22 protein-coding genes are annotated in these 22,802 nt (G+C 70.1%); 17 read left to right on the top strand and 5 right to left on the bottom strand.

Annotated features, from left to right (window positions below):
- Positions 1 to 59: 59 nt before the first annotated feature.
- The 4 genes from SD455_RS05165 to SD455_RS05180 all read left to right on the top strand — a co-directional run bounded on the left by SD455_RS05165 (position 60) and on the right by SD455_RS05180 (position 4,472).
- Entirely contained in the window at positions 60 to 1,097 is a 1,038-nt protein-coding gene (locus SD455_RS05165; RefSeq protein WP_445507427.1) for a biotin--[acetyl-CoA-carboxylase] ligase, read from the top strand.
- A gap of 83 nt (positions 1,098 to 1,180) precedes the next feature.
- Positions 1,181 to 1,810, top strand: coding sequence for a hypothetical protein (locus SD455_RS05170; protein WP_070159435.1), 630 nt, complete (start codon positions 1,181 to 1,183; stop codon positions 1,808 to 1,810).
- Positions 1,811 to 2,535: 725 nt separating this feature from the next.
- The gene (locus SD455_RS05175) at positions 2,536 to 3,606 is read left to right on the top strand and encodes an adenylate/guanylate cyclase domain-containing protein (RefSeq protein WP_070162290.1); all 1,071 of its coding nucleotides are present in this window, start codon (positions 2,536 to 2,538) and stop codon (positions 3,604 to 3,606) included.
- Positions 3,607 to 3,722: 116 nt separating this feature from the next.
- On the top strand, positions 3,723 to 4,472 hold the full coding sequence (locus SD455_RS05180; RefSeq protein WP_445507428.1) for a PP2C family protein-serine/threonine phosphatase: 750 nt from the start codon (positions 3,723 to 3,725) through the stop codon (positions 4,470 to 4,472).
- 61 nt (positions 4,473 to 4,533) lie between these two features.
- On the opposite strand, the gene SD455_RS05185 is transcribed toward SD455_RS05180, so the two are convergent.
- Positions 4,534 to 5,385, bottom strand: a complete 852-nt coding sequence (locus SD455_RS05185; protein WP_445507429.1) for an EamA family transporter — start codon at positions 5,383 to 5,385, stop codon at positions 4,534 to 4,536.
- Between the two features lie 129 nt (positions 5,386 to 5,514).
- On the opposite strand from SD455_RS05185, the gene ligA reads away from it, so the two are divergent.
- The 8 genes from ligA to SD455_RS05225 all read left to right on the top strand — a co-directional run bounded on the left by ligA (position 5,515) and on the right by SD455_RS05225 (position 15,082).
- Positions 5,515 to 7,851, top strand: a complete 2,337-nt coding sequence (gene ligA, locus SD455_RS05190; RefSeq protein WP_445507430.1) for an NAD-dependent DNA ligase LigA — start codon at positions 5,515 to 5,517, stop codon at positions 7,849 to 7,851.
- A gap of 79 nt (positions 7,852 to 7,930) precedes the next feature.
- Entirely contained in the window at positions 7,931 to 8,881 is a 951-nt protein-coding gene (locus SD455_RS05195) for an inositol monophosphatase family protein (RefSeq protein WP_445507431.1), read from the top strand.
- Positions 8,878 to 9,453: a GNAT family N-acetyltransferase gene (locus SD455_RS05200; protein WP_445507432.1), complete on the top strand. Its 576-nt coding sequence runs from the start codon at positions 8,878 to 8,880 to the stop codon at positions 9,451 to 9,453. The genes SD455_RS05195 and SD455_RS05200 overlap by 4 nt, the downstream gene beginning before the upstream one ends.
- A 109-nt stretch (positions 9,454 to 9,562) precedes the next feature.
- The gene (gene gatC / locus SD455_RS05205) at positions 9,563 to 9,859 is read left to right on the top strand and encodes an Asp-tRNA(Asn)/Glu-tRNA(Gln) amidotransferase subunit GatC (protein WP_070162280.1); all 297 of its coding nucleotides are present in this window, start codon (positions 9,563 to 9,565) and stop codon (positions 9,857 to 9,859) included.
- An 8-nt stretch (positions 9,860 to 9,867) separates the two neighbouring features.
- A complete protein-coding gene (gatA, locus tag SD455_RS05210; RefSeq protein WP_445507433.1) occupies positions 9,868 to 11,430 on the top strand; it encodes an Asp-tRNA(Asn)/Glu-tRNA(Gln) amidotransferase subunit GatA in 1,563 nt (520 codons plus the stop codon).
- 8 nt (positions 11,431 to 11,438) lie between these two features.
- Positions 11,439 to 12,956: an Asp-tRNA(Asn)/Glu-tRNA(Gln) amidotransferase subunit GatB gene (gene gatB, locus SD455_RS05215; protein WP_311024462.1), complete on the top strand. Its 1,518-nt coding sequence runs from the start codon at positions 11,439 to 11,441 to the stop codon at positions 12,954 to 12,956.
- The gene (locus SD455_RS05220) at positions 12,953 to 13,159 is read left to right on the top strand and encodes a hypothetical protein (protein WP_070162278.1); all 207 of its coding nucleotides are present in this window, start codon (positions 12,953 to 12,955) and stop codon (positions 13,157 to 13,159) included. Before gatB ends, SD455_RS05220 begins: the two co-directional genes overlap by 4 nt.
- Positions 13,160 to 13,438: 279 nt before the next feature.
- The gene (locus SD455_RS05225; protein WP_445507434.1) at positions 13,439 to 15,082 is read left to right on the top strand and encodes an alanine/glycine:cation symporter family protein; all 1,644 of its coding nucleotides are present in this window, start codon (positions 13,439 to 13,441) and stop codon (positions 15,080 to 15,082) included.
- A 150-nt stretch (positions 15,083 to 15,232) separates the two neighbouring features.
- On the opposite strand, the gene SD455_RS05230 is transcribed toward SD455_RS05225, so the two are convergent.
- Entirely contained in the window at positions 15,233 to 15,487 is a 255-nt protein-coding gene (locus SD455_RS05230; protein ID WP_445507435.1) for a hypothetical protein, read from the bottom strand.
- Between the two features lie 64 nt (positions 15,488 to 15,551).
- Positions 15,552 to 15,959, bottom strand: coding sequence for a hypothetical protein (locus SD455_RS05235; RefSeq protein ID WP_085437423.1), 408 nt, complete (start codon positions 15,957 to 15,959; stop codon positions 15,552 to 15,554).
- Between the two features lie 134 nt (positions 15,960 to 16,093).
- Between SD455_RS05235 and SD455_RS05240 the strand changes: the two genes are divergently transcribed.
- From SD455_RS05240 to SD455_RS05255, 4 genes are read left to right on the top strand one after another with little or no spacing between them, the layout of a single operon-like run.
- A complete protein-coding gene (locus tag SD455_RS05240) occupies positions 16,094 to 16,714 on the top strand; it encodes a TetR/AcrR family transcriptional regulator (RefSeq protein ID WP_445507436.1) in 621 nt (206 codons plus the stop codon).
- Between the two features lie 9 nt (positions 16,715 to 16,723).
- Complete coding sequence (locus tag SD455_RS05245) at positions 16,724 to 17,089, top strand: hypothetical protein (protein ID WP_070162270.1); 366 nt, start codon at positions 16,724 to 16,726, stop codon at positions 17,087 to 17,089.
- Positions 17,090 to 17,145: 56 nt separating this feature from the next.
- A complete protein-coding gene (locus SD455_RS05250) occupies positions 17,146 to 18,039 on the top strand; it encodes a fructosamine kinase family protein (protein ID WP_445507437.1) in 894 nt (297 codons plus the stop codon).
- Between the two features lie 48 nt (positions 18,040 to 18,087).
- Entirely contained in the window at positions 18,088 to 18,684 is a 597-nt protein-coding gene (locus SD455_RS05255) for an arsenate reductase/protein-tyrosine-phosphatase family protein (protein WP_445507438.1), read from the top strand.
- On the opposite strand, the gene SD455_RS05260 is transcribed toward SD455_RS05255, so the two are convergent.
- Entirely contained in the window at positions 18,671 to 19,594 is a 924-nt protein-coding gene (locus SD455_RS05260; RefSeq protein ID WP_445507439.1) for a CPBP family intramembrane glutamic endopeptidase, read from the bottom strand. The genes SD455_RS05255 and SD455_RS05260 overlap by 14 nt on opposite strands.
- A gap of 297 nt (positions 19,595 to 19,891) precedes the next feature.
- Between SD455_RS05260 and SD455_RS05265 the strand changes: the two genes are divergently transcribed.
- Complete coding sequence (locus tag SD455_RS05265; protein WP_445507440.1) at positions 19,892 to 21,451, top strand: alanine/glycine:cation symporter family protein; 1,560 nt, start codon at positions 19,892 to 19,894, stop codon at positions 21,449 to 21,451.
- A gap of 100 nt (positions 21,452 to 21,551) precedes the next feature.
- Here SD455_RS05265 and SD455_RS05270 read toward each other — a convergent pair whose 3' ends face one another.
- The gene (locus SD455_RS05270; RefSeq protein WP_311024452.1) at positions 21,552 to 22,172 is read right to left on the bottom strand and encodes a hypothetical protein; all 621 of its coding nucleotides are present in this window, start codon (positions 22,170 to 22,172) and stop codon (positions 21,552 to 21,554) included.
- Positions 22,173 to 22,802: the final 630 nt, after the last annotated feature.

Consider the following 22,802-nt stretch of genomic DNA (forward strand, 5'->3'; position numbering starts at 1 on the left):
GCCCGGTCATCAGGTGCCCTCCTACGGCACCGCGCAGCTGCAGGAGGCGGAGGAGCCGCATGACACAGGACAGCACAGGAAGCACAGCGAGCACCGAGGCCCTCGGCGGCTCAGAGAGCACCGGCGGCGAGCAGCAGCCGACGACGGCGTCGCCCCTGGACGCCGCGTGGCTGCGTCAGCAGCTGGTCGCCGAGGGCCCGTACTCCCGGCTGCGGGTGGTCGAGGCTGTCGACTCCACCAACCTGCAGCTCTCTCGGGCGGCCGGGGAGCCGGGCTTCGCCGAGACCTGGCCGCATCTGTCCGTGCTCACCGCGGAGGAGCAGACGGGGGCCACCGGTCGGCTCGGCCGCGGCTGGTCCTCGCCTCCGCGGACCTCGCTGTCCACCTCCGTGGTGCTGCGTCCGGGACGCGACGGCGTCGACCCCACGCGCCGGCTGCCCTGGATCTCTTTGGTGGCCGGCCTGAGCCTCGTAGAGGTTCTCCGGGAGCGCCACGGCATCCCGGCGCAGCTGAAATGGCCCAACGATGTGCACATCGACGGGCGCAAGATCTCCGGAATCCTGGCGGTGCTGGCGCCCGTCCCTGCGGGCGCCGCCGGTGGGGTGACCGTGGTGCTGGGGATCGGGATCAACGTGCTGCTGCGCGCCGAGGACCTGCCGACGCCGACGTCCACCTCGGTGCTGCTGGAGCTGGATCGACTGGGCGAGGGACGGGCGTCGGCGGCCGGGGCGGGGTCGCCCGACCTCGCGACGCTGCGCACCGAGGTGCTCGCCGCACTGTTGGAGCGTCTGGCGCAGAACCTCGCCGACCTGGAGGGCGTTGCGGCCCGCGGCTCCGTGCGGGACAGTGCGCTGGGTGCCCGCGTGCAGGAGGTCATGGACACCCTCGGCCAGGAGGTGCGTGTGGAGCTGCCCGGTGGGGGAGCCGAAAGCGGCACCGCGGTCGGGCTGCAGGACGACGGCTCCCTGCAGGTGGAGGTCACCCGGCGTCGGAGCGCGCCGGAGGCGCCGTGGGAGGCGGTGGAGGGCTCGGCGGCGCAGCGGCGACGGCCTTTCTCCGCCGGAGACGTCATCCACCTGCGGCGGGCGCAGGCCTGAGACCCACGGGTAGACTGGCCGCGGACCTCGCCGGACAGGCGGCACAGGTCTGACCTGATCAGAGCGGAGGACGAGGGCACGCGATGAAGCTGAAGCTCGTGGACGGCGAACAGGTCGTCGTGCGCACACGCGCTCATCTTCGTGCGCTGATCCCGGCCCTGGTGAACCTGCTCGTCACGGTCACCGTGATGAGCTTCCTCCTCGGCTACGTGTCCCGCGGTTCGCAGCCGGAGTTCATCCGGTACTACAGCCACATCGGGGTGTTCCTGATCTGGGTGGCCGGCGGTCTGGTCCTGGTGCTCGGTACGCTCCGCCCCCTGCTGCGGTGGGCGCTGCGGCACACCTACCTCACCACGTTGCGGGTGGTGCAGAAGAACATCCTCGGCGCCCCTCAGCCGGTGGTGGTGCCGCTGGGGCTGATGTCCGAGGTGCAGCTGAAGCAGTCGCGGCTGCAGGCTGTCCAGGGAGCCGGCGATCTGGTGCTGCTGCACGGCGCCTACGGTCAGCAGCAGCGCACGGTGCTGACAGACATGCCGGACGTCGAGCACTTCCACACGGTCATGGCCGAGGAGCTGAGCACCTACCGGCAGGCCGCCGCCCGGCAGCACGCCGCCCAGCAGTCCCCCCATCCTCAGGGGCACTCCTCCCCGCCGGGCACTGCGGCGCCCCGGCAGCAGCCACGATTCGGACAGTCTCCGGGACAGGCGGTGTGACCATGGTCGATGAGTCTCGAGACGAGTCCGCCCGGCGTCAGACCGGTCCCCAGGAGAGCCCGGCCGAGCATGGGCGGCTCGCCTGGGAGCGGGCCCGCCGGCGCGGCTTCGGCGCCCCGGAAGGCGATTCCGGAGACGCGTCCACGCCCCCGGAGGGACCCCCCGCCGAGGACGTCGACGCGGATCCCGGTGCCCACAGTCTGACCGGTGAGACCGGGGAGATCGACCGCGACGCCGTCGGGTACACCGACGAGCAGCTCGCCGCCGCCCGGTCCGACTGGTCCGACTTCCCGTCCCCGCGGCCCGTCACCACGCCGAGCCTGCACACCGGAGAGATCGCCCTGCCCCGCCCCGCGGCGGCCGTGCCCGGTGGGGTGCGGCGCGCGCCCGGGGACTCACCCGCCGCCACTGCCCCCACGCCTCCGGCTCCCCCTGCTCCGGACGCCGGCCCACACAGTTCTGGTGAGGGCGGTTCTGGTGAGGGACGTGCACGGGAGGGCGGTCCGTCGTCCGAGCCGGCGCCGGTGGCGCACACCCCGCATGACCCCGGAGACGAGAGGTCGGGACGTCCCGCGGGCCGGACCCGCGCTGAGGCCCGTTCGGCCGCACGGTCAGCGGCCTCAGCGGCCTCAGCGGCCTCGGCCCCCTCGGCCCCGGCGGGTGCCGCGGCGTCGTCGTCGGGATCCGCGCCGGACGGCTGGGAGCGGGCGCCGGAGACTGCTGCGATCCCGATCCCCACGGTGGAGCAGCAGGACTGGCACCGCGGCATCCGGGACCTGGAACGCCGGCTGCTCGGTGCCGAGCGCACCCTGACCTACCGGGAGATGGCCCGCGAGCTCGGCGTCTCCACCCACGCCGCCCGCAAGCTGTGGCGCGCCCTGGGCTTCCCCAACCTGGACGACGACGTCAAGGCGTTCACCGACGCCGACGTCGAGGCGCTGTCCACGATGATCTCGCTGGTGCGCGACGGCCACCTCAACGAGGAGACCGCGATCTCGCTGACCCGTTCGGTGGGCCAGATGACCGACCGCATGGTGGTCTGGCAGATCGAGGCGCTGGTGGAGGACAAGATCGCCAACCAGCAGCTCTCCGACGCCACGGCACGGACCCAGGTGGTGGAGACCCTGCCGGAGCTGATCGCGCCGATCGAGAGCCTCATGAGCTACGCCTGGCGCCGGCAGCTCTCCGCGGCGCTGCAGCGGCTCACTGTGCGAGTGGAGTCCGGGCTGGCCGCCACCGCCCAGGGCCGGGACGGCTCCGAGCACGACTCTCCGCTGCCGCTGGCCCGTGCCGTCGGCTTCGCGGACCTCGTCTCCTACACCTCGCTGTCCCGCACCATGAACGAACGCACTCTGGCGCAGACCGTGCAGCGTTTCGAGTCCCGCTGCGCGGAGATCATCTCCATCGGCGGCGGTCGGCTCGTCAAGACCGTCGGCGACGAAGTCCTGTTCAACGCCGAGACCCCGGAGGCCGGTGCGGAGATCGCACTGGCCCTGGCCGAGACGATCGCCGCCGACGACGTCCTGCCCCAGGCCCGGGTGTCCGTGGTCTGGGGGCGCGTGCTGTCCCGGATGGGCGACATCTACGGGCCCACCGTGAACCTCGCGGCCCGGCTCACGGCCCTGGCCGATCCCGGCACCATCCTGGTGGACTCCGTCACGGCCCGGGCTCTGGAGTCCGAGGACGACTACCTGCTGGTCCCGCAGCCGCCGCGGATCGTGCGCGGGTTCGGGGAGGTGCAGCCGCACATGCTGCTGCGCGCCGGCGGCACGGGGATCGTCCTGGAGAACTCCTGAGCTCTCGTCGCGGCTGTGGAACGTGACCTCATCGTGACATGATGGTCTGGTGACCCGGCGCACCCTCGCGCCGCACGGATCTCCCGCACCCACTGACCGAAGGGCACCAGACGACCATGGACGACGAGCAGCAGCCGCGCCCGGACCACGGGCTCTACCTGGACTACGGGTACGGCTCGCACGTCGGTCTGCGCCGTGAGCTCAACGAGGACTCGTCGGTGGTCACCGACTCGCTGTTCGCCGTCGCGGACGGCATGGGCGGCCACGAGGCCGGCGAGGTGGCCTCCGCCCTGGCGGTGCAGGCGCTCGCCGAGGGCTGGGACCCCGCTCCGGGGCCGATCACCCGGGTGGAGCTGCAGGCCTGCCTGGACGACGCCGACGAGCGGATCCGCGAGGCCACCGACGCCAAGGCCGGCACCACGCTGACCGGCGCGGTGCTGGTGGAGGCCGGCCAGCGGCTGCAGTGGCTGGTGTTCAACATCGGTGACTCGCGCACCTATCTGCACCAGGACGGGCGGCTGCGTCAGCTGACCCGCGACCACTCGCAGGTCCAGGAGATGTTCGAGTCCGGGATGATCACCGCCGAGGAGCTCCGCGACCACCCGAACCGCAACGTCATCACCCGCGCCCTCGGTGCCGGCGACCTGTTCAGCGGCGATTACACGATGGCGCCGGTGGAGGCCGGCCAGCGGCTGCTGATCTGCTCCGACGGGCTCACCGGAGAGCTGACCGACCAGCAGATCGCCGACATCCTCGACGCCGGACGCTCCCCCCAGGACACCGTGGACTGGCTGATCCACCAGGCGCTGCGCGAAGGCGGCCGGGACAACGTCACCGTGATCGTGGTGGACGTCCGCGAGGGTTGAGTCCCGCCGACCCTGCTCGCGGATCCTGCTCGCGGATCCGGAAGGTGCCGCACCGCGCGCCTCATCCGCGCACCGATCCCATCGCGGCGACCACCACCAGTCCCATGCCCAGCAGCGCATGGACCGAGAGCTGCTGGCCGAGCAGGAGGAATCCGGCGCCCGCCGCGATCGCCGGGGCCAGGGCCAGAAGGATCGCGAAGGCGCTGGGCGGCAGCCGCCGCAGCGCCAGCATCTCCAACGCATAGGGCACCGTGGAGGACAGCAGCGCCACCCCCAGGCCGATCAGCAGGATGTGCGGCTGGAACAGCGCGGAACCGCTGGTGACAATGGCGACGGGCGCGACCGCCAGCCCGCCGACGGTCATGCCCAGGGTCAGACCGATCAGTCCGGTGAACTCCTGACCGGTGCGCCTGGTCATCATGATGTAGGCGGCCCACAGCGCCGCGGCCAGCAGAGCGAAGACCACGCCGACGGGATCCAGCTCCGTGGCGGGGTCCCAGCCGATCATCGCGACGCCGGCGAAGGCGGTCCCGGCCCACAGTGCGCTGAGCCACCGGCGTGACGCGAGGACGCTCAGGGTGATCGGCCCCAGGATCTCCAGGGTGACCGTGGTGCCCAGCGGCAGGCGATCCAGCGCCAGGTAGAAGGCGATGTTCATACCGGCCAGCACGAGTCCGTACCCGGCGGCCACGCCCCAGGACCGGGCGGACAGGCCGCGGACCCGGGGCCGGACCAGGGCCCACAGGACGCCGGCGGAGAGCACCAGGCGCAGGGCCACCATGCCCACAGGCCCCGCAGCGGGGAAGACGAGGACCGCCAGGGCCGCCCCCACCTGCTGACAGCCGAGCCCGAGGAGCACCAGCATGCTGCCCTGGGCGCGTCGTGCGCCGTCGTCGGCAGGTCCGGAAGTCATGGCTCCATCCTCGTCGCCGGGCGGCGCGGGGTCGAGCGGCCACGCATGGGGCCTGCCGTGGCCGAGGTCTCGTGGCTCGGATGCGCGGGGTCTCTGATCATGTCCGGGGGAGGTCATAGACTGGTGCGCGTGACCGAGACTGCTGACCGCGACGCCGTCGAGCCCGCTCCCGAACCCACCGCAGAGCCCGCCTCAGCGCCGTCGGCCGAGCCATCCGCTCCGCCGACGGCGCTGCGTGAGGAGTACGAGCAGCTCGTGGAGGAGGTGCGTCGCCATCGGGTGGCGTACTACCAGGAGGACGCCCCGCTGATCTCTGACGCGGAGTTCGATGAGCTCTACTCCCGGCTGCAGCGCATTGAGGCCGAGCATCCGGAGATCGTCTCGGCGGACTCACCCACGCAGGAGGTCGGCGGCGAGGTCTCCGAGGCGTTCTCCCCGGTCACCCATCTGCAGCGCATGTATTCCCTGGAGGACGTCTTCTCCCGCTCCGAGCTGCGCGCCTGGTATGACCGCGCCGTCGCCTCTCTGGCCGAGGTGCGCCCCGACGCGACGCCCACCTGGCTCACCGAGGTCAAGATCGACGGGCTGGCCATCAACCTGCTCTACCGGGAGGGCCGCCTGGTCCGCGCGGCCACCCGAGGCGACGGCACCACCGGCGAGGACGTCACCCACAACGTGCTGACCATCGAGGACATCCCGCAGCGGCTCTCCGGTGAGGGTCACCCTGCGGAGTTGGAGGTCCGCGGAGAGATCTTCATGCCCACCGAGCAGTTCCACGCCTTCAACGAGCGGCTCACCGCCGCCGGGAAGCCGCCGCTGGCGAACCCCCGCAACGCCGCGGCGGGCTCGCTGCGGCAGAAGGACCCCGCCAAGACCGCCGAGCGCCCGCTGAGCATGTTCGTCCACGGACTCGGCGCCCGAGAGGGCCTTGACCTGGGCTCGCAGCATGAGGCCTATGAGCTGCTGGCCTCCTGGGGCCTGCCGGTCAGTCCCTACACGAAGCTGCTGCGCAGCTATGAGGGCATCGAGGCCTACCTGGACGAGCACCAGTCCAGGCGCCACGAGCTGGTCCATGAGATCGACGGCGTCGTGATCAAGGTGGACGACTTCGACCAGCAGCGCGCGCTGGGCCACACCTCGCGGGTCCCGCGCTGGGCGGCCGCCTACAAGTACCCGCCGGAGGAGGTCCACACGCGCCTGGTGGACATCCAGGTGCAGGTGGGCCGCACCGGCCGGGTCACGCCCTTCGCCGTGCTGGAGCCCCAGAAGGTCGCCGGCTCAGTGGTCTCCCGCGCCACTCTGCACAATCAGGACGTGGTCCGGGCCAAGGGCGTGCTGATCGGCGACGACGTGATCGTGCGCAAGGCCGGCGACGTCATCCCTGAGGTGCTGGGCCCGGTGCTTCCCTCCCGCGAGGGACGGGAGGAGGAGCTCCACGAGTTCGCCTTCCCGGTGAAGTGCCCGGCCTGCGGGACCGAGCTGCGTCCCGCGAAGGAGGGCGACGTCGATTATCGCTGTCCTAATGCGGAGTCGTGTCCCGCCCAGCTGGCCGAACGGGTCATCCACGTCGGCTCCCGGGGCGCCCTGGACATCGAGGGCCTCGGAGAGGAGGGCGGTCGTGCGCTGACAGATCCGGACTTCCGCCGCCCGGACCTCCCCGAGCTGGTCAGCTGCGAGGCCGTCGCAGAGTCGGGGGTCACGGTGACCTTCGGCGAGGACGGGATGCCGGAGCCCCAGACGCCGGTGCTGCGCAACGAGGCCGATCTCTTCCACCTCTCCCCGGAGGACCTCAAGGACGTCTACGTCTGGCGGGAGGAGCGGCACTACGACGCCGCCTCGCGCACGTGGACGAAGACCGGACTGTGGACCGTGGAGCGGTACTTCGCCAAGCAGGACGGGGATCCCAACGACCGTTGCCGCACGCTGTTCTCCGAGCTGGAGAAGGCCAAGGAGCAGCCGCTGTGGCGTGTGCTGGTGGCGCTGTCCATCCGGCACGTCGGCCCCACCGCCTCGCGGGCCCTGGCCGCCGCCTACGGCTCGCTGGAGAAGATCCAGGCCGCCGACGAGGAGGAGCTCGCCGGCATCGACGGAGTGGGCCCCACCATCGCGGCGGCGGTGCACGAGTGGTTCTCGCTGGACTGGCACCGGCGGATCGTGGAGCGTTGGGCGGAGGCCGGGGTCCGCATGGTCGACGACGTCGACGAGGAGACGCCGCGCACCCTCGAAGGCCTGACGGTGGTGGTCACCGGCAGTCTGGAGAACTGGTCCCGGGACGAGTCCAAAGAGGCGATCATCGCCCGCGGAGGCCGGGCCGCCGGCTCCGTGTCGAAGAAGACCGCCTACGTCGTGGCCGGAGCCAACGCCGGCTCCAAGCTGGACAAGGCCGCATCGCTGGGGGTGCCGGTGCTGGACGAGGAGCAGTTCGGCGTCCTGCTGCAGAGGGGGCCCGAGGGCCTCGAGTCCTGAGACCCGGCACGACGCCCGGCTCATCAGGAGTCACATCACGTGCACCACACATCATCGACGAGGGTTGGGAGACCACATCGTGACCGCTGCGCATCAGCTGCTGGACATCGCCCGCGAGGCCGCCGCCGCCGGAGCCGCCGTGCTGGCCGGGCGGGACGACGTCGCGCCCTCCGGACTGGCCCTGGGCAGTGACGGGGTGGAGACCAAGAGCTCGGAGTCCGACCTGGTGACCGACTTCGACCGTCGTGCCGAGCAGGCCGTGCGCACGGTGCTGCGGCGTCGGCGCCCTGAGGACACGGTCACGGGGGAGGAGTACGGCACCGTCGCCCCCGACGGCGCCACCGCCTACCGCTGGTCGATCGACCCGCTCGACGGAACCACCAACTTCGTGCGCGGCATCCTCTACTACGGCACCTCGGTGGCGGTGCAGGGCCCCGACGGTCAGTGGCTGGTCGGCGTCGTCCATGCTCCCGGGCTGCGCCGCCTCTGGTGGGCCTCGCGCGACGGCGGGGCGTTCACCTCTCGTCTCGACGGGGAGGGACCCGGTCGGCCGATCGGGGATCCGGTGCGTCTGCGCGGCCCGCGGGGCAGCCTGTCCGCGGGTCTGCTCTCGACCGGCTTCGGCTACGACCCCGAACGGCGCGCTCAGCAGACCGCCGCCGTCGCCGCCATGCTCGACAGCTTCGGCAATCTGCGGCGCCTCGGGGCAGCGGCCCTGGACATCTGCATGGTCGCTGACGGCACGGTGGAGGCCTTCGCGGAGTTCGGCATCCAGGAGCACGACTGGTCCGCCGCCGCACTGATCGCCGAGGAGGCCGGGGTGCCGGTGCGGCGCCCGGCCGTGGCGGACAGCTCGGTGCGGGGAGACTGGTGTCTCATCGGAGACATCGGCATCCCCCATACGCGGCTGCGCCCGCTGCCCATCGGCCTCGCCGAGGAGCAGGCACAGGACGGGCAGGCGGACGACGAGCGGGCGGACGACGGGCGGGCGCAGGATGGGAAGGTGCCGGGAGAAGGCGCTGCCCGATGACCGGCCAGTTCCTCGAAGACGGTGCCGCGCCGGAGCGTTCTTCCACTCTCCCTGAGGCGGTGATCCGTCCGGCCCGGCCCGACGATCATGCCCGTATCGGCGAGCTCACCGTCGCAGCCTATGTCGACGGCGGTCATCTGTCGGCGGATGATCCCTACATCTCGCAGCTGGCCGACGTCGCCTACCGAGCGGAGCATGGCGAGCTGATCGTGGCCGAGGTCGACGGCGTGGTCGCCGCCTCCGCCGTCATCGCCTGGCCCGGCGACGCGCTCGCCGAGCTCGCCCGCGGCACCGAGATGGAGTTCCGCATGCTCTCGGTGGCGCCCGCGTTCCAGGGCCGGGGGATCGCCCGGACCATGGTGCGGCACCTCATCGGCCGGGCGGAGCAGGCCGGTGCGGAGGGCATCGTGCTGTGCAGTCTGGTCTCCATGACCGCGGCCCACCGGCTGTACCGCTCCGAAGGATTCGTCGAGGACCCGAGCCGGGACCTGGTGATCACCCGGGAGCAGCACGGCAAGGACGCCCGCTTCCCGTTCTTCGGACGCCCCGTAGGCCGCCTGAGATCGCCCTGAACCTGGCCTGGGCCGGGCACGGAGTCCGACCGTCCCCGTCAGGTGCCTCGACTAGACTGTCGGGGACTTCGAAATCCACGTGTGAACCCCACGACCCCGTAGGAGCTGCATGTCTGAGATCTCGCGCGCCGACGTCGAGCATCTGGCCACACTTGCACATATCAGCATGACCGAGGAGGAGCTGACGACGATGGCCGGCGAGCTGGCCGTCATCGTGGACTCCGTGAAGAAGGTGTCCGAGGCGGTCTCCGAGGACGTGCCCGCCACCAGCCACCCGCTGCCGCTGACCAACGTCTTCCGTGAGGACGTCGTCGGCGAGGTCTTCACCGAGGAGCAGTCTCTGCTCAACGCCCCCGACGCCGAGGACGGGCGATTCAAGGTTCCGGCGATCCTGGACGAGGAGTGAGGCTGACCATGACTGAGCTGATCCGACTGACCGCCGCCCAGATGGCGGAGAAGCTGCGCGCCGGGGAGATCACCTCCACCGAGCTCGTGCAGGCCCACCTGGACCGCATCACCGCCGTCGACGGCGGGGACCGCGGCATCAACGCCTTCCTCCACGTCTCCGCCGAGGAGGCCCTGGACACCGCCGCCGAGGTGGACAAGATCCGCGCCGCCGGAGGTGGCGACGCCGAGGCGCTGCACCCGCTGGCCGGGGTGCCCATTGCGATCAAGGACCTGATCGTGACCGTCGGGCAGCCCACCACGGCCGGTTCGAAGATGCTCGAGGGCTGGATGAGCCCCTATGACGCCACCGTCATCGAGAAGATCCGGGCCGCCCGGCTGCCGATCCTGGGCAAGACCAACCTCGACGAGTTCGCGATGGGCTCCTCCACGGAGCACTCCGCCTACGGTGTGACCCGCAACCCGTGGGACCTGGACCGCATCCCGGGCGGCTCGGGCGGAGGCTCCGCGGCCGCCGTCGCCGCCTTCGAGGCCCCGCTGGCCCTGGGGACGGACACCGGCGGTTCCATCCGGCAGCCCGGGGCGGTGACCGGCACCGTGGGCACCAAGCCCACCTACGGCTCGGTCTCCCGCTACGGGGCCATCGCCATGGCGTCCTCGCTGGACCAGATCGGCCCGGTGGCCCGGACCACCGAGGACGCCGCGCTGCTGCACGCGCTCATCGCCGGCCACGACCCGAAGGACTCCACCTCCCTGACGGATGAGGTGCCGGACTTCGCCCAGGCGGCCCGCCGGGTGGACGTGACCGGCCTCAAGGTCGGCGTCATCCGGCAGCTGCAGGGGGAGGGCTACCAGCAGGGCGTGCTCGCCCGCTTCCAGGAGGCCCTGGACGCGCTGCGTGAGGCCGGTGCGGAGATCGTGGAGGTCGACTGCCCCAGCTTCGAGCATGCGCTGAGCGCCTACTACCTCATCATGCCCTCGGAAGCCTCTTCCAACCTCGCTCGCTACGACGGTGTGCGCTACGGCCACCGTGTGCTCCCCGAGGACGGGCCGCTGACGATCGAACGCGTCATGGGGGCGACCCGCGCCGCCGGCTTCGGGGACGAGGTCAAGCGCCGCATCGTGCTGGGCACCTACGCGCTGTCGGCCGGCTACTACGACGCCTACTACGGCTCGGCGCAGAAGGTCCGCACCCTCATCCAGCAGGACTTCGAGGCCGCCTTCGAGCAGGCCGACGTGCTGATCTCCCCGACCTCGCCCACCGTGGCGTTCCGGCTGGGGGAGAAGCTCGACGACCCGCTGGCCATGTACCTCAACGACGTGGCCACCATCCCGGCGAACCTGGCCGGTGTCCCGGGCATCTCGGTGCCCGGCGGGCTGGCCGACGACGGCGCCGGCGGCCAGCTGCCGGTGGGCATCCAGTTCCTCGCGCCCGCCCGTGAGGACGCCCGGGTCTACCACGCAGGTGCGGCCCTGGAGCGTCTGCTCACCGCCGACGCCGAACCGCTGTGGGCCCAGATCCCCGAGCTGGCCGCCGAGCCCGCCGTCACGGCCCAGACTGCAGGAGAGTGAGGACACCTATGACTGAGACGCTCACCGAGGCATCGCCGCTGTCCTACGAGGAGGCGATGGCCCGCTTCGACCCGGTCCTCGGCTTCGAGGTCCATGTGGAGCTGAACACGAAGACGAAGATGTTCTCCTCCGCGCCGAACGCCTTCGGCGACGAGCCGAACACCAACGTCAACCCGGTTTGTCTGGGTCTGCCCGGCACCCTGCCGGTGGTCAACCGGCAGGCGGTGGAGGACGCCATCAAGCTCGGCCTCGCACTGAACTGCCGGATCGCGGAGACCTGCCGCTTCGCCCGGAAACAGTACTTCTACCCGGACACCCCGAAGAACTGGCAGACCTCCCAGTACGACGAGCCGATCGCCTTCGACGGCCACCTGGACGTGGAGCTCGACGACGGTGAGATCTTCCGCGTGGAGATCGAGCGCGCCCACATGGAGGAGGACGCCGGCAAGCTCACCCACGCCGGCGGCTCCGGCCGCATCCAGGGCGCGGACTACTCCCTGGTGGACTACAACCGCTCAGGGGTGCCGCTGATCGAGATCGTCACCAAGCCGATCGTCGGGGCCGGCGAGCGGGCCCCGGAGATCGCTCGGGCCTATGTCTCGGCCATCCGGGACATCGTCAAGGCGTTGGACATCTCGGACGCCCGCATGGAGCGGGGCAACGTCCGCTGCGACGCCAACGTCTCCCTGATGCCCAAGGGCGCCAGCGAGTTCGGCACCCGCTCGGAGACCAAGAACGTGAACTCCCTGCGCGCGGTGGAGCACGCGGTGACCTACGAGATCCGCCGTCACGCCGGGGTGCTCAGCGCCGGGGGGAGCATCGTCCAGGAGACGCGTCACTGGAAGGAGGACACCCGCACCACCAGCTCCGGGCGTCCGAAGTCCGATGCGGACGACTATCGGTACTTCCCCGAGCCGGATCTGCTGCCGATCGTCACCACGGAGGAGTGGATCGAGAAGCTGCGCGCCGAGCTGCCGGAGCCTCCGGCGGAGCGTCGCCGCCGTCTGCGTGAGGCCTGGGGCTATGCGGACGCGGAGTTCCGCGACGTCGTCGCCGCCGGTCTGCTCAGCGAGATCGAGGAGACCGTGGACTCCGGAGCCACTCCGGCGGTGGCCCGCAAGTGGTGGATGGGGGAGATCTCCCGTCTGGCCAACGCTCGCGATCTCGAACCCGCGGCGCTGGGGGTGACCCCGGCGACCATCATCGAGCTGGCCGGGCTGATCGATGCCGGCAAGATCAATGACAAGATCGCCCGTCAGGTGCTGGAGCACCATCTCGACGGCGAGGGCTCGCCGGAGGAGATCGTCTCCGCCCGCGGCCTGGAGGTGGTCTCCGACGACGGTGCGCTCACCGCCGCCGTCGAGAAGGCCATGGCCGAGAACCCGGATGTGGTGGAGAAGGTGGCCGGCGGCAAGCTCAAGGCCATCGGCGCGCTCATCGGCCCGGTCATGAAGGAGACCCGCGGTCAGGCCGACGCCGGCAAGGTCCGCGAGATCGTGCTGGCCAAGCTCGGGATCGAGGGATGAGCGGCGAAGGGCAGGACGGCGGCGCCTCGGACCAGCCGGGACGGGATCCGCGCCGGGGGCTGCACCCCGTGGTGCTGGTGATCTGCATCCTGCTCTTCGTCTTCCTGTTCTTCCTCATCCGCGATGTCCGCACTGAATATGTGGGGGAGTACGGTTCCGAAGAGTCGGCTCCGTCTCCGGGACGGGTCATCGAGATCAGCTGAGGCGACACGCCGAGACGGCCCCGTGCCGCACCCCTGTGGTGCGGTGCGGGGCCGTCGTCGTCCCTGTGGCCCCAGATCAGACGCGCGTCAGCAAAGAATGCATCCTTCGAAACGTAACTGGTGCACCAGAATTGCGTACGGAAAAGCTCCTGAAACATCTCGCATATAGATTGTTGTGCGTACCGGGTAGTACTCTCAGGGCACACAATCGTTGTGATCAGCATCACTCGACATGCAGATGGGGGACGACACATGTCCAGAGGAGGACACGTCTTGGCGATGGCCGAGGTCGAAGAGACCGGCAACGGCCTGCAGGGCGTCGCAGACACCATTGACGAATGGTTCGGTGAGATCACCGGCTTCTTCGTCAATCTCATCTTCGGCACCAACGTGGAGATTCCACTCGGTGCCCCGTTCCCGGAGGGCACCACGCTCTGGGACGGCCCGCTGGTGGTCCTCTGGGCCATCGTCGCGGCCATCGGGTTCACCATCTATTTCGGCTTCGTGCAGTTCCGGACCGCTCCGGTGACCTTTGAGATCGTGCGCGGCAAATGGACCACCGAGGATGATCCTGGCGAGGTCACCCACTTCCAGGCCCTGACGGCTGCGGTCTCCGGCACCGTGGGGCTCGGCAACATCGCCGGTGTCGCCGCTGCGGTCTCCCTGGGTGGCCCCGGCGCCACGTTCTGGATGATCCTGGCCGGCCTGTTCGGCATGTGCACCAAGTTCGTGGAGTGCACCTTGGGGGTCAAGTATCGCCACATCGATGAGAACGGCATCGTCCACGGCGGGCCGTTCAAGTACCTGCCGGTGGCGTTCCGGAAGCTCGGCAGGCTGCCGGTGCTCATCATCACCGGCGTCTTCGCGATCTCGATCATGCTGTTCGGCATCATCGGCGGCGGCATGTTCCAGGCCAACCAGACGTACGGGGCCATCGAGTCCGCCGGCAGCACGCTCGACGAGATGACCGGCACCTCCGCGTTCGCTTTCCTGGGCACGGACACCTCGGCGTTCATCTTCGGCCTGATCTTCGCGGGGCTGGTGGCTCTGGTCATCATCGGCGGCATCCGCCGGATCGGCTCCGCCACGGCGAAGATCGTGCCCACGATGGCCGGCATCTACGTGCTGGCCTGCCTGATCGTCATCGCGGTGAACATCACCAACATCGGTGACGCGTTCGGCGCCATCATCTCCGGGGCCTTCACCGCAGAGGGCATCACCGGTGGTGTCATCGGCGTGATCATCATCGGTGTGCAGCGTGCGGCATTCTCCAACGAGGCGGGCATCGGCTCGGCCCCGATCGCGCACTCCGCGGTGAAGACCCGCCGCCCGGTCTCGGAGGGCTTCAACGCCATCCTGGAGCCGTTCATCGACACTGTGGTGGTCTGCACCATGACCGCCTTGGTGATCATCTTCGCCTGGCCCGCCGACTACGAGGAGGCCATCGGGGTCGGCCACGACAACCCAGTGGGTCTGACGGCCGCCGCCTTCGAGACCTTCCTGCCTGGATTCTCGGTGGTCCTGGCGATCTGCGTGGCGCTCTTCGCGTTCTCCACCCTGATCACCTGGAGCTACTACGGGATCCAGGCCTGGCGCTACCTGGTGGGCATGTCGAAGACCAAGGACCTCGTCTTCCGGAGCATCATCTGCGTGATGATCGTGATCGGCTGCATGGTGTCCTTCGGCAACATCATCGACTTCGCCGACTCGGCCCTGTTCCTGTGCATCTTCATCAACGTCGTCGGCTGCGTGATCCTGGCGCCGAAGGTCAAGGAGGAGATGAAGCAGTACCTCGCGGACCGGGCCGCCGGACGCCTCTTCGAGGACCCGAACGAGCTGCCCTCGGACACCCGCGAGATGGCCATCCTGGAGTTTCTGCAGGACAAGCCGTACGGCACATCGTTCGAGAAGCGCCGCGACTGAGCCGGTGACGGACTGAGCATGTGACGGACTGAGCCGGGGAGCCCGGGCGGTCTGCGTATCGAGGGGATGCGCAGACCGCCCGGGCCTCCTCATGTCTGAGGCGCCTCATGTCTGGAGTGCCTCATGGGTGAGGTTCCTGCCGATCGCCGGTCACAGCAGTTCGTCGAGGACGTCGTCGGTCCAGTGGTCGGAGGACTCGGACGACGTCCGCCTCGCCTTCGCTGACCGGCGCCCCCAGAGGCTTCCTCCCGTCAGTGCTGCGCCGGCCAGGACGGCGGCTCCCTGGAGCGCGGTGAGTGCGGCACCGTCGGCGAAGCGGCCCAGGAGGCCGAAGTCGTCGTTCCATAGGCCGCCGATGCCGTTGATGAGCAGAATGATGCCGATGATCTCCATGAGGATGCGCATGGAAGGGTCTCCTGTTCCGTGAAGGGGTGATCGGGGTGTGCCGCTGTGGGGCCTGTCGAGAGGCTCAGCGGGATGCGAGGTCGATGGGCTCGCCGTCGACTTCGACGTCGATGCCGTGGGGCACCTCGACGTCGAAGCGGGCGTCGCAGACGGCGATGCCGTGGCAGCCGGCGTCGATCTCCAGGGTGTCGCCGTCCAGGGTCCAGACGAGCTTCTCGAAGCCTGCCGTCTTCGCGAACCAGCGGGTGACCAGGATGTCGTCCCGATCGGCGGCGACGACGTGGGTGGCGACCTCATGGGTCTCGATGGAGAGGGCGTCGCCGTCGTAGTCGAAGGTCTTGGACTCCGGGTCGGCCTCAGAGGCGTCCGTGGTGCAGGCCGACAGGGTCAGCAGGGCGAGGGCCGCCGCGGTGGCGCCGCCTGTGCGAAGGAGAGCGCCACGCGCCCGAGTGGCCGGATGGGGGTCTGCCATGGAGTGCTCCCGAGGGGTCGGTGGGTGTGTCGCAGTGGCGTGGTGCAGGGCGGGCACAGGGTGCCCAGTGGTTCTAGCACAGTCGTGCTAAAGACGACGCCGCGAGTGTAGCACGGTCGTGCTATTGTGTGTCCATGCCTCGGACCATGGATCGTGATGCGCGCAAGAACCAGCTCGCGGAGGCGGTGTGGCAGGTGATCCTCGACCAGGGCATCTCCGCGGTCTCTGTACGCACTGTCGCGGAGCGGGCCGGCGTCGCCGTCGGCTCGCTCCGGCATGTGTTTCCGAGTCGAGCAGAGCTCGTGCAGTTCTCCGCCGAGCTCATGGTGCAGCGCGCCACGGATCGTCTCCATGCCACCTACGCGGAGGCGGCCTCCCATGCCCCGGAGGCGCGTGCCCTCGCTCTCATCAGAGAGGTCCTTCCGCTCACGCCGGACACCCGGGCGGAGTTCGAGGTCAACCTCGCCCTCCTGGCCGAACGCGCCGCGGTGCCGGAGCTTCATCGGGTCCGGGGCGAGGCGCACCAGCGGCTGGCCGGGCTCTGTGGGCGCATCGTCGAGATGCTGACCTCAGAGCCCGGGTCTCCGGCAGCGGTGGTCACGGCGCAGCGGCTCCACGCGTTGATCGACGGGCTCGCCTTCCACCTCTTCCATCAGCCGCCGGAGGCCGACTCCGCGTGGGCGCTCGACATCGTCAGGGCCGAGCTCGGCGAGATCGCCGCACCCTCCGGCGACGGTGTCGAAGGCTGTGAGTAGAGTGGCGCCATGGACGAGAACTGGATCGACCATCATCGGAACGACGGTGAGCGGGTGGGTTGGATCCGTATGACCGGGGACGGCTTCGTCGCCGTGGACATCCTGGGCAGGCCGATCACCGAACAGGTCGACTGGCTCCAGGCTGAGGAGGCGCTGGACGGGAGAGGCCTGTCCTTCCTGGCGGATCCCTGGCTGCTGAGGCTGCCTGCCGGAGAAGAGGTCCGCGTCCGGATCGTGGAAGTCAGTCCGGACCGTATTCGCGTGGCCGAGGATGCGATGGGGGCGGCCTCCGTGGTGGGCGCTCGGCCTCGGGAGCACACCCTGCCCTTCCCCGCCCCGGACGCGCTGCGCCCGGTCCGGGAGCACGGAGGGTGAGTGTCGAGCGTGAGCACGGAGCGTGAGTGCGCAGCGGAGCTCCTCGGGTGGGCACGATGAGCGTTCGCAAGACCAGCAGGACGACGGCGGCTCCGCGGATCGAGGCCGCGGGGCTGCGCTGGCTGGCTGAAGCTGTGCCGGACGGGGGAGCCGCCGTGGTCCGCGTGCTCGACGTCGACGATGACGCGCTCACTGTGGAGACCGTCGTGGAGGCTCGGCCCGATCGGATGTCAGCTGCGGCCTTCGGCGCAGCCCTGGCCCGCACCCACCGGAGCCTACCTGCCGGCACGGCCTTCGGCGCCCTGCCCCCGGGGCACCCGCCCGGGGAGCCGTCCCTGTTCGGCCCGGCCGGCCAGCTGCTCCCCATGGGCTCGGGGACTCATCCCAGTTGGGGCTCCTTCCTCGCCGCTGAGCGACTGGACCCGTTGCTGGAGCGCCTGACGGCGGTCCCGCCGGTGCTGCGCGCCGCCCGGGACCGCATCGCCTCCGGCGACCTCGACGGCGGCGGGACATGCGTCACCGGTGGCACCGGTGGCACCGGTGACGCAGGCGGCGCACGCGGAACTGGCCAGGCCACGGACCCTGTGGAGCCGCCGTCGCGCCTCCATGGTGACCTCTGGTCCGGGAACCTGCTGTGGAGGCGCGTCTCCCCGGAGGAGCCCGCCGCCGCAGGCTCACCGGGCCGCGACGCCGACGTCGAGGGCGTGCTCATCGATCCCTTCGCCCACGCCGGCCACCGGGAATCGGATCTGGCGATGATGCAGCTGTTCGGCCTGCCCCACCTGGACGCCGTGGTGGCGGGCTATCAGGCCCAGTGGCCTCTCGCGCCGGGGTGGGAGGAACGTGTGCCGGTCCATCAGCTGTTCTACCTGCTGGGGCATTGGGTGATCTTCGGGGACGCGTATGCGGCCTCCACCCTGCGCTGCTGCGACGCGACCCTGGCCCTGTGAGAGGATCCTGTGCAGGACCGACCCGTGAGACCTCGCCAGGAGAGGACCATGACCCAGGACTTCACCGTGCTGACCGTCTGCACCGGCAACATCTGCCGCTCACCCGCCATGGAACGGCTGTTCGCCCACGTGTTCGCCGACGCCGCCCAGGAGGGTCTGCGTGTGCACTCGGGCGGCACCTACGCCCACGACGGCGAGGACATGCAGCCGCCGATGAAGCAGCGGGTCGCGGACTACGGTGCCGACGCCGACGACTTCACCGCCAGGCAGGTCACCGCCGCGATGGTGGAGGAGGCCGACCTCATCCTCACCGCCACCCGAGAGCACCTGGAGGACGTCACGGCCGAGGTTCCGGGGGCGCGGGCGCGGGCCTTCACCATCCGGGAGGTCGGTCGGCTGGCGGAGCACCTCGGACGGGAGGCCGTCCGCGCGCAGCTGCGCGACGTCGTGGGGGAGGGGGCCACGCAGCGGGACCGGATCGCCGCCGTCGTGCCCCTGCTGGACCGGGCGCGCCAGGATGCCGGACGCCCGGGGCCGGACGATGACGTCGTGGACCCCTACATGCTGCCCGACGACGTCTACGACGAGTCCTTCCAGCAGATCATCGGTCCGATCGAGGTGCTGGCCGAAGTCACCCGCCGATGAGTGCGGACACCCCGGTCAGGCGCAGCACCAGGGGGAAGGCCAGAAACGCCACCGCATCCAGCAGGAAGTGGGCGATCACCAGTGGCATCACGCGACCGTACCGCAGGTAGACGGCGCCGAAGACCACGCCCATGAGCGCGTTCCCCAGACCTGGGCCGAAGCCCTGGTAGAGGTGGTAGGCCCCGCGCAGCAGCGCCGCGGCCACCACCACCCACCAGAGTCTGCCCAACCGCGGCAGTCCGGCCGGGGCGGCGTCCCGGGGCTCCGCCCGGTGGCCGGCCGGGGCGGGGGCGGCCTGCATGGAGCTGTCGGGGCGGACCCACGACGGCGTCAGCCCCGGCCAGATCCTCCGTGCCCGGTCCAGCAGATAGGCGACCATGATGACCTCCTCCACCAGGGCATGGCGGACTGCGGCGATCAGCAGCGTCGGAGTGGTCCACCAGTGCGCGGTGACGTCGGCGGGGATGATCTCCATGGTCACCCCGGCGGTGCGGCCGCCCACATAGACCACCAGAGTGCCCGCCCCGATCAGCAGGAACAGGCCTGCCCCCAGGGCCAGGTCTCGGCGGGGGCGGCGCAGGTCCAAGCCGAAGCGACGGAACGGATTCACCCCGTGCAGGAACATCAGGTAGAGCACCAGTGCCACCGGCACGAGGGCGAAGATGCTGTCCAGCACCTGGTAGGTCAGGTCGAAGAGCTCGTGGCGGGACCGGCTGGAGTGGACGGTGGCCGTCTGCTCCGCCAACGGGGCCTCCGCCAGCCGCTCGGCCAGCTGCAGAATCGCGTAGACGGCGCTGCGCCCCAGCGAGACGCCCAGCACGAGGACGACCTCCCAGGCCAGGAAGCGGCGGGAGGGGACGCGCGCGGGCGGGCCAGGGGAGGGCTGAGCCGGGGGAGTCGGGCTGATCACCCAGCACAGCATAGTCAGCCCGGCATGGTCAGCCCGGCAGGAGGACGGAGAGCGCGCACCGGATGCGGCGACCTCACTGCCGCTGTGGCATGATGTGAGCGGCATCACGCCGCGCCGTCCTGGCAGACATACCGTCGAAGCAGGACGGTGCTACTCTTTGCGATCGGAGCTCGACGTGAGCTCCGACACTCACAGACCGTCCGTGACACCCGTGCTCGCGCCGAGCCGACGGTCCGCGCCCGGCCACACCACCCCGTGCGCCGCCGCGACGAGTGTGATGATGAGGGAAGGAAACCCATGGACGCTTTCATCGAATGGGCAGACAACGTCGTCTGGAGCCCCTATCTAGTGTGGCTGTGCCTCGGCGCCGGTCTGCTGTTCACCATCCGCGCCAAGCTGGTGCAGTTCACCAGGATCCCGGACATGATCCGGGCCCTGGTGAGGGGAGGCAGCTCGAAGGACGGGATCTCCTCCTTCCAGGCGCTGACCATGTCCCTGTCGGGCCGCGTGGGCGCCGGCAACATCGCCGGTGTGGCCGTGGCCATCGCCTCCGGCGGGCCCGGTGCAGTGATGTGGATGTGGATCGTGGCGCTGCTCGGTGCGGCCACCTCCTTCGTGGAGTCCACCCTCGGCCAGATCTTCAAGGAGCGCGACCCGCGCACCGGAGAGTACCGCGGCGGTCCCGCCTTCTACTTCGAGCGGGCCTACCGGCACACCTGGGCGGGCATCCCGCTGAAGATCTACGCCTGGATCTTCGCCGTCGTCTCGGTGGTGGCGCTGGGCGTGTTCCTGCCCGGCATCCAGACTGACACGATGTCGGGTGCGCTCACCAGCGCCTTCCCCGCACTGGACCGGTGGATGATCGGCGTCTTCCTGGCCATCGTGCTGGGGATCATCATCATCGGCGGTGTGAAGCGCATCGCCCACTTCACCGCCACCGTGGTGCCGATCATGGCGATCGGATACATCATCATCGCGCTCATCGTGCTGCTGGCCAACGCCTCTGAGATCCCGGCCATGCTGCGCCTGATCTTCGAGTCCGCCTTCGGAGCTCACGCCGTCTTCGGCGGCATCCTGGGCTACGCCGTGGATCAGGGTGTGCGCCGCGGCATCTACTCCAACGAGGCCGGTCAGGGCACGGGCCCGCACGCGGCCGCCGCCACGGAGGTCTCCCACCCGGCCAAGCAGGGTCTGGTCCAGGCCTTCGCCGTCTACATCGACACGCTGATCGTCTGCTCGGCCACCGCGTTCCTGATCCTCTCCACCGGGATGTTCCAGGTGGAGACCGAGGACGGCCTGATCGAGCACGCCTCCAACCTGCCGGACGGTGTCGAGGCTGGAGCTCCGTACACCCAGTTCGCCCTGGACACGGTGTTCGCCGGGGCGGGCACGATCTTCGTGGCCGTCGCCCTGACCTTCTTCGCCTTCTCCACGCTGGTGTACTACTACTACATGGCGGAGACGAACCTGACCTACGCCATGCGCAACGTGCGCAGCATCAGCGTCCAGCGGGCGCTGCTGGCCGTGCTGCAGGTGGTCATCCTGATCGTGGTCTTCTACGGTGCCATGGGCGCCGAGGGCCGGGCCTGGTCCATCGGCGACATCGGTGTGGGCATCATGGCCTGGCTGAACATCGTGGGCATCCTGCTCATCCAGCAGCCGGCTTTCAAGGCCCTGAAGGACTACCGGGCCCAGATGAAGGCCGGCAAGGACCCGCAGTTCGACCCGCGGACCGTGGGCGTGCGCAACGCCGAGTTCTGGGAGGAGCGGGCCGACGCCATGGCGAACGGCACCCACCCGGACGCCGGTCCGCAGCCCGGCGACGGCGGTGAGTCGGCCCCGGTGCCCGTGCGCTGAGGCCAGCCCGCCCTCCCTCCCTCCCTCCCCTCCGCTGAGTTGGTCTGGAGTTGTGGAAACTCCACTCGATCGAGTCGAGTTTCCACAACTCCAGACGCATTCACGGGGCGATCAGCAGATCCCTGACCCGTCCCGACAGGCCACGGAAGCCCTCAGCGAGGTCGAGTCGGTTGGCGGACAGCACCGTCCATCCCTCCGCGCGGAAGGCGCCATCGCGGTACTGATCATGGTGCTGCTGCTCAGCCGAGAAGTGGTGCGCCCCTTCGTACTGCAGCAGGATGCGGGCGTTGCGATATCCCATATCCCCTGAGGGGGAGTCCGGGTCCGTCGGATCGAGCCTGATCTGCAGCTCGGGCTCCGGCAGCCCGGCCTCCGTGAGCGCCAATCTCATGCGCGTCTCGGCTGGCGAATCCGATCCGACGCGGATGAGTTCGAGCGCCTCGCGCGCGACGACGACACCCCGGGCGCCCTTGTGCTGGTCCACCGTCCGCCGCAGTCGGGGCACCGTGGTCCACGGCTCCTCGCGGCCCTCGTACTGGGGCCGGGGGTGGCGCACCAGACTGTCGCCGAGGGCGACGAGCTCCTCGCGACCAAGACTCGACATCATGTCGATGAACACACGCTCTGGGGACGAGACACGGATCCCGAGGGTCTCCACGACCTCGCCCGCCGCGGGGCACGGCCAGTGATGGGCGACGTCGACGTCGGCATCGAGAGCCACATGACGGGTCAGTCCGCTGATGTGCAGACGTGCATCCCGTGCCGACCTCGCTGGCAGCGGCAGTCGGTAGAACCGGGCTGCGGAGTGATGACTGATCCACAGCACGCGTGACCGGGAGCAGGCGGCTCGACACAGGTCTATGTCGAGGGCGTGCGGATCCTGCGGGCGGCCGGGTGGGGAACCCGGTGGGAACAGCCGACGGACCGATTGCGGGACCGGTGCGCGGGGCGAGAGGGCGCCTGGGCCGAGGTCGGGACGGTGACGGTAGATGCCCCGACTGCGATGCTCGACGTCGCGGGCGCGGAGTCTGTGGTCGGGGACTCCCAGGGCGCGTGCTTCCGCGCGACTGAACGTGCGGCCTCTGAGCTCCTCCGGAAGGGGTGATGGTGGGCGCATGCTCAGAGGATGCCGCGCAGGTCCAGGAGACGAGTAGGGGGAGGGGCGTCCTGTGGAGAGGGCGGCGCGCCGTCGTCGTGGGCTGCGCGGTTGTGGAGGAGCCGCTCCACTCTCCCGTGAGTTGGTCTGGAGTTTTGGGTACTCGACTCGATCGACTCGAGTACCCGCAACTGCGGAAAGGGGGGGGGGGGCAGGGTGTTTAGGGCCCCCGGTAGGTATGGGTGGGGGGCGGTT

This window comes from Nesterenkonia sp. K-15-9-6, from assembly GCF_052656005.1.